The organism is Acinetobacter sp. V116_7, from assembly GCF_056735735.1.
This window is the reverse complement of record NZ_JBWZIF010000011.1, coordinates 117,561-129,928: the sequence shown is the minus strand read 5'-3', so window position 1 is coordinate 129,928 and position 12,368 is coordinate 117,561. Positions and strand designations below refer to the sequence as shown.

Genomic DNA, 12,368 nt, shown 5'->3' with positions numbered 1-12,368 from the left:
ATGAATATTGTACAAGACAAAAATATGCTTCCTGATGATCAATGGATTGATGTGTGTGCACTCGATGATTTAACCCCAAACACTGGTGCAGGAGCGCTAGTAGGCGGTCAAGCGGTAGCAATTTTTCGTGTAGGGCATGAAAAACGTGTTTATGTACTGAGCAATAAAGATCCGTTTAGCCAAGCGAATGTGATGAGCCGCGGCATTATTGGTGATTTACAAGGTGAGCGTGTCATTGCATCGCCAATCTATAAACAACATTTTAGTTTGGCAACGGGACGTTGTTTAGAAGATAAAGACCAAAAGCTTTCAGTTTATCCGAGCAAAATTGTTGATGGCCGTGTTTGGGTCAATGCAGTACTGCAAAAAACTTATATTACCAATACAGGTGTGTCTCAAGACAAACTTAAACTGGTATTGATTGGTAATGGTTTAGCAGGAATGCGTTGCCTAGAAGATTTACTGGATATGGCACCAGACCGTTACGAAGTCACGGTGATTGGTGAAGAACCTTGGGGTAACTATAACCGCATTATGTTATCTCCGGTTTTATCGGGTGAAAAAACCATTGAAGATATTATGCTGCACCCGCCAAAGTGGTATGACGATAAAGGTATTAAATTTATTGCTGGCGATAAAGCGGTAAAAATTGATCGTCCGCGTAAAGTGGTTTACACCGAAAAAGGCCAGACAGTTGATTATGACCGTTTAATCTTGGCGACAGGTTCGGCTCCGTTTATTCCACCAGTTCAAGGTGTCGACTTAAAAGGCGTTTTAACTTTTCGTGATATTTATGATGTTAACACCATGATTGAGTACTGCGGTTCAAAAACTAATGCAGTCGTGATTGGTGGTGGTTTACTCGGTTTAGAAGCTGCGTACGGTTTAAAACAACGCGGTATGAATGTGACAGTATTGCATTTGATGGACCGCATTATGGAGCGTCAACTTGACAGCCGTGCGAGCCAGTTACTGCGTCATAGCATTGATCAAAAAGGCATTAACATCATTACCGAAGCTAATACAGAAGCGTTAATTGGTGATGGAAACGGTCATGTGAAGCAAATACGCTTGAAAGATGGCACCGTTTTAGACGCTGACCTTGTCGTATTTGCAGTGGGTATTCGTCCAAATATTAGCTTGGCACAAAGTGCAGGATTACGCTGTAACCGTGGTGTGTTAGTCAATGACACCATGCAAACGTTTGACCCAAGTATTTACGCAGTGGGTGAGTGTATTGAACACCGTGGACAGACCTTTGGTTTAGTTGAGCCACTATGGGGCCAAGCTTTTATTTGCGCGACCCATTTGGCTGAACACGGCAGCTTAACTTTTAAAGCACCGACCGTACCGACTCAGTTAAAGGTCAGCGGTGTCGATGTGTTCTCTGCGGGCAATTTTGAGCCGAAAGATGATTATGAAGACATTATCCTGAACGATGAAAAACGCCAGATTTATAAACGTATTATTATCCAAAGTGATCGAGTAATCGGTGCAGTATTGTTTGGAGATACTGAAGATGGTATGTGGTATGCAGAGTTAATTGCAGATCAAACTCCTGTTTCTTCATTTAGAAATAAGCTGCTATTTGGTCGAGATTTTGCATTAAAAAATGCAGGCTAAATAGGGAAAGGAGCAGTTATGAATAGTATTCCAAGCGTTGAAATCGATAGCTCCGACCATGTTGCAAAAACAACATGTCCATATTGCGGTGTAGGTTGTGGTGTTAGTGTAAACGTCCAACAAAAACCGCAAGGACCTGTGGTGCAAGTAGAGGGGGATGCTGAGCATCCTTCCAATTTGGGACGCTTATGTATTAAAGGTAGCCGTTTGGCGGATACTTTAGGATTGGAAACACGTGTTTTACAACCAATGATGGGACGAAAAGCTGATCGGGTAGTAACGACATGGGATGCGGCAATTAATAAGATCGCTGATAAATTCCAATCTTGTATCGACAAATATGGTAGTGACAGCATTGCATTTTATGTTTCAGGTCAGCTTTTGACTGAAGACTATTATGTGGTGAACAAGTTTGTAAAAGGCTATTTGGGCACTGCAAATATCGATACCAATTCACGCCTTTGCATGTCATCTGCAGTTGCGGGCCATAAACGTAGTTTTGGTGAAGATATTGTCCCTGCAAGTTATGAAGATTTTGAACATGCAGACATGGTGGTTTTGGTTGGTTCCAATACCGCATGGTGCCATCCTGTACTTTATCAGCGGATCATGCAGGCTAAAAGCCAAAATCCAGATATGTTCGTGATCGTGATTGACCCACGTTTTACCAGTACCTGTGAGCAAGCGGACTTGCATTTGCCAATTTTACCGGGCCAAGATGTCGCTTTATTTAATGGCTTATTTCAATATCTATATCAAAAAGGTCATGCTGATCAGGTCTTTGTAGATGCCTATACCGAAGGTTTGCAAGAAGTTTTGGCAAGCAGTCAGCCAGAAACTGATATTGAATATGTGGCAAAGCGTACAGGAATTGCACTCGATAAATTACAGCAGTTTTTTGAAAAGTTTGCACAGACTGAAAAAGTAATCACCCTATTTTCAATGGGTGTGAATCAATCCACTCAGGGAGTTAATAAAGCTAACAGCATTATTAACTGCCATTTACTGACCGGCAAAATTGGTAAGCTCGGCGCTGCACCATTTTCGATGACAGGTCAGCCAAATGCGATGGGTGGACGAGAAGTCGGTGGCCTAGCCAATATGCTGGCAGCACATATGGATTTAGATAACCCACTACATCAAAAGGTAGTGCAAACCTTTTGGAACAGTCCATTCATTGCAAATCAAACTGGTTTAAAAGCGGTTGATTTGTTCCATGCCGTTGAAGCTGGAAAGATTAAAGCCATTTGGATTATGGCGACCAATCCAGTCGTGAGTTTACCAGATGCCGATCAGGTAAAACGTGCATTAGAAAAGTGCGAATTGGTCATCGTGTCAGATATCTGCGCAGATACAGATACTACGGCTTACGCCGATGTATTACTTCCAGCTTTAGGGTGGGGCGAAAAAGATGGCACAGTGACCAACTCTGAGCGCCGTATTTCACGTCAACGCGCATTTTTACCTGCACCGGGTGAAGCAAAAGCAGACTGGTGGTCGGTGAGTCAAGTCGCGAAAAAATTAGGCTTCAATGGTTTTGAATTTACCAGTGCTGTTGATATTTTTAATGAGCATGCAGCGTTATCTGCACAAGACAATACAGACATACATGTGCGAGAAGAAAGTAATAATTTTCGTTATTTCAATCTAAAAGGTTTAATGAACCTAAGTAATGCTGAGTACGATGCTCTGCAACCAACTCAATGGCCAGTGTGGAATAAAAACCAAGATGCTAAAGCCGTTCAACAACTGTTTGGCAATGGACAGTTTAGTCATAAAAATGCCAAGGCAAAACTGATTCCAACTGTTGCAATTGATCCAGTTCATGCGGTTTCAGAAGACTATCCACTCATTTTAAATACAGGCCGTATTCGTGATCAATGGCACACCATGACGCGTACTGGTTTGTCACCAAATTTAACCAGTCATCGTGCTGAACCATTCTGTGAGATTCATCCGAGTGATGCTTTGAAGTTTGGTGTACGCGATCAAGGCTTGGTAGAAGTTCGTTCGAAATGGGGCAGTTGTGTACTACGTGTGACATTTTCATCTGGTGTGCGTCGTGGGCAAATTTTTGCACCAATTCACTGGACTGAACAGGTCGCATCCGATGCCCGTATTGGTAAAGTTGTTAATCCAGAAGTTGATGCAATTTCAGGTGAACCTGAGTTCAAACATACACCTGTCACTATTCAACCGTTCTATACCACTTGGCAGGGAGTGCTTTATGTACGTGAAGGATACGATTCGTATATTCAAGAATCGCTACATCACTGTGCATGGTGGAGCAAGGTCAAAATGTTGAAAACCAACCGTTACGAACTTGCGGACCGTCAAACTTTTCATGACACTCAAAAGAACTTAAAAAGCTTCTTGCCGTTTGCAGATGAAACTTTTGAATGGCTGAGTATTGAAGATATTTCATCACAATTAAGTCATAGCGTTGTTTTGAAAGATGGCATCGTAATTGCAAGTCTGTATATTGCACCGCCAGATTTATTGCCAGATCGTGATTGGGTGGCAAGTTTGTTTAAACGCGAGCGTTTAAGTGCGTTACACCGAAAAGCATTACTGGCTGGCATGCCAATGTCTGCTACAAATAATGACGGACCTTTAGTCTGTAGTTGTTTTAAAGTAGGTAAGAACAAAATTATAGAAGCAATCAAAACTCAAAATATTACTCATGAAAAACAAGTGACGGCTTGTTTAAAAGCAGGTGGTAACTGTGGTTCATGTTTACCTGAAATCCGTGGCTTGATTAAAGCTTGCCAACAGGAGGTGGAAGTGTGAATAAGGGGTATCCCGTAACTGATCTGGTCATTCTGGCAGGCGGACAAGCCCGCCGTATGAATGGTTTAAATAAGTTGTTACAGCAATTTGATGGTGAAACTCAACTCATTAAAATTCATCAGAAATTAAGATCATCCGTATCTGAAATTTGGGTGAATAGTCATCGTGATTATTCAATTTATCAAAGTATTGTGCCTGACATTCAATGTTATCAAGATGATGCAGCAGGTTTTTTCGGTCCACTGATGGGAATGAAAAGTGCATGGTCAAATGTAAGCGCAGACTATGTTTTGTTTATTCCTTGTGATGTGACCTATATACCTACGCAAGTTGTTGCCAAATTACATGGCGCACTTCGGAAAAATAAACAGGCTCAGGCAGCCTATGTTTCAATTAATGGAGATTCCTTATATCCATTTTGTTTGTTAAAACGTGAAAGTCTAGATATTTTAGAGCAGCAAATTGATAAGCAACAATTGAGTTTAAAAAACTGTTTCAAGCTTTTACATGCTCAAGTCGCTATATTTCAAAAACAGAACCTTTTTTTTCATAGTATTAATTCATTGGATGAGCTTCAGCAATACAAACAAATCAAAGCATTTAAAGAAATTTTTACAGCAAATTAACTTCGGATATTAGCGCTTTAAAATTTACATTGGTCGAGTGAACCACATTTTTAATCTTTGTGCGGTTGACTATTTATTGTTTAAGTTCTATTTTGGAACTTGATGTTTTTATTCTAGCCAGATGTATAAAAATAAACGGAGCCAGAAAATGATGGATGTAGTGCAGCAAAATAAAACAGATGTGACCGCATGTATTTTATGTTCAAGAAACTGCGGTTTAAGTGTGGAAATTAAAGATAACCAATTTGTTAAAATTAAAGGTAATCCTGAGCATCCATTTTCACAAGGCTACATTTGCCAAAAAGCTGCCAGATTACAGCACTATCAGCAACACGCAGACCGTTTGACCACACCTTTAAAACGCCGGCCAGATGGTTCATTTCAAGAAGTGAGTTGGGATGTTGCCATACAAGAAATTGCCGATCGATTAGTACATATTAGAGATAATTTTGGCGGGACTGCTTTTGCTTCTGTTGGGGGCGGTGGTCAAGGCAATCATCTCGGTGCAGCGTATGGCCGACAGCTCTTGCTGGCCATGAAAAGTTATTATGCTTATAACTCTCTTGCTCAAGAAAAAACGGGTGATTTTTGGCTCAATGGACGTTTCTTCGGTAGTCAGGCCTGCCATACGACAGAAGATGTTGAATATGCTGATTATGTTCTTTTCATTGGCACAAATCCGTTTCAGGCACATGGAATTCCAAATGCACGAGACACGCTAAAGCATATTAAAAAAGACCCCAATCGTACCATGGTGGTATTTGATCCGCGAGTTACCGAAACGGCAAAGCAAGCAGATATTCATGTGCAGCTAAAACCTGGAACAGATGCTTTTTTAATGTCGGCCATGATTGCCATTATTATTAAAGAACAACTTTATGATGTGAAGTTCATTGAACAGCATACACAAAGCTTTGAAGAGGTAAAAACAGCTTTTAGCCGTGTCCCGATTGAAGAATATATTGCAAAAGCTGATGTACCAGTCGATTTGATTTATCAAGTGGTGAGAGATTTTGCGAAGGCTAAAAGAGGCTGTGTGCGCATCGATTTAGGTATTCAGCATACTTTAAATACGACATTAAACGGATATTTAGAAAAACTACTGTATTTATTGACCGGAAACTTTGGAAAGCAAGGCACCAATAATTTACACACTATGTTCATTCCAATTTTAAGTGATACAGATGAAAGAAAGCCGAAATATCGACGTAGCGTTTATCATAAAATGTTCCCGATTTCTGGGTTCTTTCCACCAAATATTTTGCCCGATGAAATATTAAAAGCAGGCGAAAAACGAATTCGTGCAGTTTTTGTAGATAGCTGTAATCCTTTATTAACCTATCCAGATACACTTGCCTACGAAAAAGCATTTAAAGCATTAGATTTGTTGGTTGTGGTCGATGTTGCTATGACAGAAACCGCTCGGTTAGCAGATTATATTTTACCGGCACATACTCAGTTTGAAAAATGGGAATTTACAGGTTTTAATCTTGAGTTTCCTAAAAACGGTTTTCACCTGCGTCATCCTGTATTGATCGCTCAAGCGAATACTTTGCCAGAGGCAGAAATTTATACACGATTACTTGAAGCCATGAAGGTCATTCCTAAAAGCTTTCCAGTGTTAGAAAAAATAGCCGCGGTCGACTCGAAAAAAACAGCATATTTACCTTATCTGTCGGCTTTAGGTTTAACTTTTGCTCGACATAAAAAATACATTCCTTTTGCAGCTTCAATTCTCTATCGGACGTTAGGTAAACATTTAGAAAATTCGGCGGCGTCAACGGCATTTTTATTACCACTGTCTATTCAATATGCTGTTTTACATACCAAAGCGGTGCGCCGTGCAGGTTATAAAGGTAATCCTTTAACCTTAGGTGTTCGTTTGTTTGAGCAAATTTTAAATCAGCGTTCAGGTGTGGTGTTATCACAACATGAATATGACGAAATGTGGAAGCTCGTGGCATATAAAGACAAAAAAATACGTCTGGCTATTCCTGAAATGTTAAGTGAGTTAGCAAATTTAAAAAATCATCAATTTAGTATTGAAGAGTTTCCTTTCATACTTTTGTCGGGGGAGCGCCGTAGTTATAACGCTAATCAGATTTACCGTGACCCTGCATGGCGAAAAGTAGATGCAGAAGGGGCTTTGCGAATTCATCCTGAAGATGCAAAGCACCTAAATGTAGATGCAGGAGGTCAGCTTAAATGTATTTCACAACATGGAGAAATTCAGGTTACTGTAGATTTTGATGAGGGAATGCGAAAAGGTGTAGTTTCACTTCCACATGGTTATGGCATGCGCTTTCAAGGTGGTGAACCCATTGGACCACAATTAAATCGACTGATTTCCGCTGAACATTGTGATCCATTATCTAAAACGCCGTACCATAAATATGTACCCATTCGCTTAGAAAAGTGCTAGAAATAATGTAAGGCAAATAAGAGATTAATGCTGCACCAACTTTATACAGTTTTAAAATTACAGTGAAGTGGTGCAGCCAAAGGTCTATCAAAAAACCGAAGAAGTTATGGATGATAAATAGAATTGGAACAAATTTTGCATAAAAATCAGAGCACTATTGAAGAGCAATTTTTTATTTTAATTGCCCGGAAAAAGTGCCAGCAATATTTGAACTGTTCTCGACATGAGTGCAAAAGATGAAACAATACCACTCTGAAAATACGCCATCTGTTCTAAAAGACCAATATGGGCGTATCAAGCGAAAGTTACGAATTTCGGTAACTGATCGCTGTAATTTTAAGTGTGTATATTGCATGCCAGAACATCCTGAATGGTTAAATAAACAAGACTTGCTTAGTTTTGAGGCGCTCTTTCAGTTTTGCCGTTTTATGGTGCAACAAGGTATTGAAAGCATCCGTATTACAGGCGGCGAACCATTAATGCGTCAAGGCATTGTTCATTTCGTTCGTGATTTACAAGCTTTAAAAGCATTAGGTCTAAAACGCATTTCAATGACCACCAATGGACATTATCTTGCTAAATACGCTAAGCAGTTAAAAGATGCTGGTTTAAATGATTTAAACATTAGTTTAGATAGTCTTGATTCAATTCAATTTAAAGAACTCACCAAGAAAAAGTTAGAACCAGTTCTTGAAGGTATTCAAGCTGCAAAAGATGCAGGACTACCTTTTAAAATAAACTGCGTATTAATGAAAGACAAAAATGACGATCAAATCCTACCTATGGTGAGATGGTCAATCGCCAATCATATTCCGCTACGTTTTATTGAGTTTATGCCGCTTGATGGTGATGCACTCTGGTCAAATAAAGATGTGGTGAGTGAAGCTGAAATTTTACAGGCATTGCAACCGTATTATTCGGTACAAGTCATCGAGCAACAACATGAGCCAGCGCGTCAATATCTGCTTAACAATAACTACGCTCTAGGCATCATTTCCACCATTACTCACTCATTTTGCCACCAATGTGACCGCATACGACTTACCGCAAAAGGTGAGTTATATAACTGTCTCTTTGCTCAGCAGGGGTTAAATATTAAGCCGCAGCTTCAAGCACTATTACGCGCACAGAACTCAACTGATCATGTGCTACATAGTCAGCACTTAAAAAATCAAGTTATGCCGTATATCTGGAATAAAGCCAAAGGCTTTCATGCCTTACAACATCAACAAACCCGTAAAATCAGTATGCATATGCTTGGGGGATAAATGCAGCAATCTATCCAAATTAAAATCGAATCATTTGGTGCAATTGAAAAATTGCTTCCACAAAATCTTTCGTTAGTTTTCCCCACCGATATTTTAGTTAAAGATGTCTTAGATGAAATTGTTTTATTGCATCCAGAATGTACACAGGCCATGGAAAAATGTGCATGCGCTATTGGCGATAATGTCATAACAAGGCAATCAGCTTTAAGTCAGCCATGTACTTTGGTTTTATTATCACCAGTTGCAGGAGGATGAGCCATGCGAGATTTTGCACGTATACAAGAGCAGGCTTTAAGCCTTGATACCTTTGATCCTATTGAATCATTTCCTGAATGCGGTGGAATTGATATTTTTATGGGTACAGTTCGTAACCATCATGAAGGTAAAGCTGTTAAAGCACTGAAATATACCTCGTATAAACCGCTTTCTGAAAAAATGATACGTGAAATTGAACTGGAAATTGAGAAAAAGTATCAGGTATCTTATGTGCGAGTGGTTCATCGGATTGGATATCTAGATGTGGGTGAAACAGCAATCATTGCAATTGCTTATGCAGCCCATCGTCGTGAAGCTTTTCAAGCATGTGAAGAAGCGGTTGAGCGAGTAAAACATGAAGTGCCTGTGTTTAAAGAAGAGTTCTTTACAGATGGTACGAGTCACTATGTAGAAGGCTGCTGTATTCGTAAGGATGCACCGCACGAACACAAACATCACCATCATGCCGGCCATGAACACTCACACTGAAATAAGCAAGACTAGGATAAATAATGAAAAATGTAGGAATGAAGCCGGAAAGTTATCGAGTTGCTGAAGCACAAGCCATTTTATATGCACCACCGCACTGTATTGAGTTATTAAGACAAGGAAATACTGAAAAAGGGGATGCATTAAAAACTGCACGTGTTGCAGGAATTTTGGCAGCAAAACGAACTGATGAGCTGATTCCTTTGTGCCATCCACTGCCGATTTATCGTGCAGATGTTGAATATGAATTAGAACATGATTTTGTAAAGATTATTACCGTGGTCGAAACCATCGGTCCGACTGGCGTAGAAATGGAAGCCTTAACGGCTGCAAGTCTTGCAGGGTTAACCATTTACGACATGTTAAAGCCACATTGTGAACCAGAAGAGCTCTGGATGGATCAATGTAAATTGCTTAAGAAAAAAGGTGGAAAATCACACTTTAAGCGCGTTCTTCGTCAGCCTGTTTCGGCTGCTGTTATTGTCTTATCCGATACCGTCGCAGCGGGCAGAAAGCCCGATACTGCCGGAAAATCTGTGGTTGAAACTTTAACCGAGGCAGGATTCGACCCGATTCACTACCAGATTTTGCCAGATGAAGCGGATACTTTAAAAAACTTAGTACTTGAGTTGAGTAAATCATATGCTTGCATTATGACCGTCGGCGGTACGGGGATTGGTAAGCGTGATATTACGGTTGATACGCTAGAACCACTTCTTGAACGTAAGCTAGATGGGTTAATGGAAGCTGCGCGTTCATTTGGGCAAAAACGCACGCCATATGCTGCAATGTCGCGTGGAGTAGCTGGTTTTATTGATCGGTCTTTAGTGGTGACTTTACCAGGAAGCCGTGGTGGAGCAAGTGAATCAATGGCTGCTATTTTACCTGCCTTAGTCCATATTTTTGATGTTTGCCGTGATTTACCACATCCGGGAGGCTATGAATAATGTCAGGTTGTGGTGCAGAACGTGGGTTGATTAGCGTAGATGAAGCAATTGAGCTGATTAGTAACCGACCTAAAAAATTAGGCTCAATTCAGCAAACTCTTCAAAATAGCCTAAGTAGATATCTTGCTAAAGAAATTTATTCAGAAATTAATTTGCCAAGTTTCTCTCAAAGTGCTGTAGATGGTTACGCACTTTGTAGCCATGCAGAAGATTTAAACACTCAAAAGTTTCAGGTTACTGGCGAGATTCGCGCTGGAAGCGAAAGTCATAACATTCTGAGTGAAGGGCAGGCAATTCGTATATTTACTGGTGGCAAAATTCCTGAAGGCACAACGCATGTTGCGAGGCAGGAAATAGTAGAGGTCGTTCCAGCGCAAGAAATTTTGTTAACTGAACATATTTGCCCTCAAGCTGATATCCGTTTTACGGGTGAAGAAATCAAGAACGGGCAGTTGCTTGCCCAAGTTGGACAGTTTTTAAATATTGGAAGCTTGGCTGCCTTAAGTATGGCGGGTGTACAAACGGTTGACGTTTACCGTGCGCCGAAAGTTGCTCTTTTAGTCACGGGTGATGAAGTTGCTGAAAAAGCAGAAGATCTTGCAGAAGGCAAAATCTTTGATGCAAATGGTCCATTACTAAAAGCTTGGTTTGAAGATTATGGCTTAGAGATTGAACTCATTCATGTGGCAGATGAAGCGGCGCAAGTCACGCATTACTTTAATCAGTTAAAAGATAGTCATGATGTCATCATAACCACAGGCGGAGTGTCAGTAGGTGATTATGACTTTGTTCGGCCATGCGCTTTTGAGGCTGGCTTTGAACAGATCTTTTGGAAAGTAAAACAAAAGCCGGGTAAGCCACTCTTTTTTGCTGAATATTCTCACACGAAAAAAGATCATCGCTGTTATTTGCTGGGGTTACCGGGTAATCCAGCTGCGGTCTATGTATCAATGCAAGTTTACGGTAAAGCATTGCTCGACACTTTGCAGGGAAATTCAGCAGAGCCAGAATGGTTTAGTGCAATTTTAGATCATGATTTAAAAGAAGATGCGCGTGAACGTTTTCTAAGAATGCATGCTTATTTTGACAATGGACAACTTAAAGTTAAAAGTCTGGCAAAACAGCAATCACACATGCTCAGTAATTTAATGCAGGCCAATTGTCTGGTGCGAATTCCAGCAAGTGTGAAACTAGAAGCAGGTCATATTTTGAAGGGTGTATTCATCTCAAATTAATGATGATTAATAATAGATATAACTCACTATACAATTGGGTGAGTTATATTTGTTAAGCAAATTTATATAATAGCTTTCTATTTTTTTATAATAAAAAATTCTTTTATAAAGTTGATAAGAAGTTATTTTTATAATGAATCTTGCATAACTCGTGGTAAGTGGTTTAGGGTATAAACAATAGGGCCATTAGGCTAGGAAATATCGAGGAACGCATAAAGATGAAATGGGATGACATCGGTGATCAACCTTGTTCGGTTGCTCGTATGCTATCAGTGATTGGCGATCGATGGACGATGCTAATATTACGTAATGCTTTTATGGGAATACGCCGTTTTGATGATTTTCAAAAATCATTAGGTGTAACTCGTCATGTCCTTTCAGATCGTTTAAAGCGTTTGGTTGAATATGAAATTTTAGCCAAAGCTCCTTATTTTGATCGTCAAGAACGCTTTGAATATCGCCTTACTGATAAGGGTTTTGAACTTTATCCAATTATTTTATCTATGGCGAATTGGGCAGATAAATGGATGGATCAAGGTTTAGGCAAACCTTTAGAGTATCGTCATAAAACTTGTGGCCATAAGTTCGAACCAGTCATGGTATGTTCAGTCTGCCATGAACCTTTACATGCAAAACAAGTGCAAGTTTCAGCTGGGCCTGGCTATTTTGCATATATTGAACAAAAACAGAAACAAGCTTAATTTACCCTGCTA

The 12,368-nt window shown here is 40.0% G+C and carries 10 protein-coding genes; all 10 read left to right on the top strand.

Going from position 1 to position 12,368, the window contains the following annotated elements:
• The 10 genes from nirD (at position 1) to AC1PJP_RS01290 (ending at position 12,356) form a co-directional block, all read left to right on the top strand.
• On the top strand, positions 1–1,623 hold the full coding sequence (nirD, locus tag AC1PJP_RS01335) for a nitrite reductase small subunit NirD (protein ID WP_479766391.1): 1,623 nt from the start codon (positions 1–3) through the stop codon (positions 1,621–1,623).
• Between the two features lie 18 nt (positions 1,624–1,641).
• Positions 1,642–4,413: a molybdopterin-dependent oxidoreductase gene (locus AC1PJP_RS01330; RefSeq protein ID WP_479766390.1), complete on the top strand. Its 2,772-nt coding sequence runs from the start codon at positions 1,642–1,644 to the stop codon at positions 4,411–4,413.
• A complete protein-coding gene (gene mobA / locus AC1PJP_RS01325; protein ID WP_267530635.1) occupies positions 4,410–5,039 on the top strand; it encodes a molybdenum cofactor guanylyltransferase in 630 nt (209 codons plus the stop codon). Before AC1PJP_RS01330 ends, mobA begins: the two co-directional genes overlap by 4 nt.
• 148 nt (positions 5,040–5,187) lie before the next feature.
• Positions 5,188–7,461: a molybdopterin-dependent oxidoreductase gene (locus AC1PJP_RS01320; protein ID WP_282496501.1), complete on the top strand. Its 2,274-nt coding sequence runs from the start codon at positions 5,188–5,190 to the stop codon at positions 7,459–7,461.
• A gap of 227 nt (positions 7,462–7,688) precedes the next feature.
• The gene (moaA, locus tag AC1PJP_RS01315) at positions 7,689–8,729 is read left to right on the top strand and encodes a GTP 3',8-cyclase MoaA (protein ID WP_479766389.1); all 1,041 of its coding nucleotides are present in this window, start codon (positions 7,689–7,691) and stop codon (positions 8,727–8,729) included.
• Complete coding sequence (locus AC1PJP_RS01310) at positions 8,730–8,984, top strand: MoaD/ThiS family protein (RefSeq protein WP_005306329.1); 255 nt, start codon at positions 8,730–8,732, stop codon at positions 8,982–8,984. It abuts the gene before it with no gap.
• A gap of 3 nt (positions 8,985–8,987) precedes the next feature.
• Positions 8,988–9,473 carry a molybdenum cofactor biosynthesis protein MoaE gene (locus AC1PJP_RS01305; RefSeq protein WP_013197471.1) on the top strand — a complete coding sequence of 162 codons (486 nt, stop codon included), beginning with the start codon at positions 8,988–8,990 and terminating at the stop codon, positions 9,471–9,473.
• A gap of 23 nt (positions 9,474–9,496) precedes the next feature.
• On the top strand, positions 9,497–10,420 hold the full coding sequence (gene moaCB, locus AC1PJP_RS01300) for a bifunctional molybdenum cofactor biosynthesis protein MoaC/MoaB (RefSeq protein WP_000799986.1): 924 nt from the start codon (positions 9,497–9,499) through the stop codon (positions 10,418–10,420).
• Entirely contained in the window at positions 10,420–11,655 is a 1,236-nt protein-coding gene (locus tag AC1PJP_RS01295) for a molybdopterin molybdotransferase MoeA (RefSeq protein ID WP_282496503.1), read from the top strand. The genes moaCB and AC1PJP_RS01295 overlap by 1 nt, the downstream gene beginning before the upstream one ends.
• Positions 11,656–11,873: 218 nt before the next feature.
• Entirely contained in the window at positions 11,874–12,356 is a 483-nt protein-coding gene (locus AC1PJP_RS01290) for a winged helix-turn-helix transcriptional regulator (protein WP_004791810.1), read from the top strand.
• Positions 12,357–12,368: the final 12 nt, after the last annotated feature.

Coding starts and splice junctions, on each gene's coding strand:
- AC1PJP_RS01295 (WP_282496503.1), top strand. CDS start 10,420: ATGTCAGGTTGTGGTGCAGAACGTGGGTTGATTAGCGTAGATGAAGCA.
- AC1PJP_RS01330 (WP_479766390.1), top strand. CDS start 1,642: ATGAATAGTATTCCAAGCGTTGAAATCGATAGCTCCGACCATGTTGCA.
- AC1PJP_RS01310 (WP_005306329.1), top strand. CDS start 8,730: ATGCAGCAATCTATCCAAATTAAAATCGAATCATTTGGTGCAATTGAA.
- AC1PJP_RS01290 (WP_004791810.1), top strand. CDS start 11,874: ATGAAATGGGATGACATCGGTGATCAACCTTGTTCGGTTGCTCGTATG.
- moaCB (WP_000799986.1), top strand. CDS start 9,497: ATGAAAAATGTAGGAATGAAGCCGGAAAGTTATCGAGTTGCTGAAGCA.
- AC1PJP_RS01305 (WP_013197471.1), top strand. CDS start 8,988: ATGCGAGATTTTGCACGTATACAAGAGCAGGCTTTAAGCCTTGATACC.
- AC1PJP_RS01320 (WP_282496501.1), top strand. CDS start 5,188: ATGATGGATGTAGTGCAGCAAAATAAAACAGATGTGACCGCATGTATT.
- nirD (WP_479766391.1), top strand. CDS start 1: ATGAATATTGTACAAGACAAAAATATGCTTCCTGATGATCAATGGATT.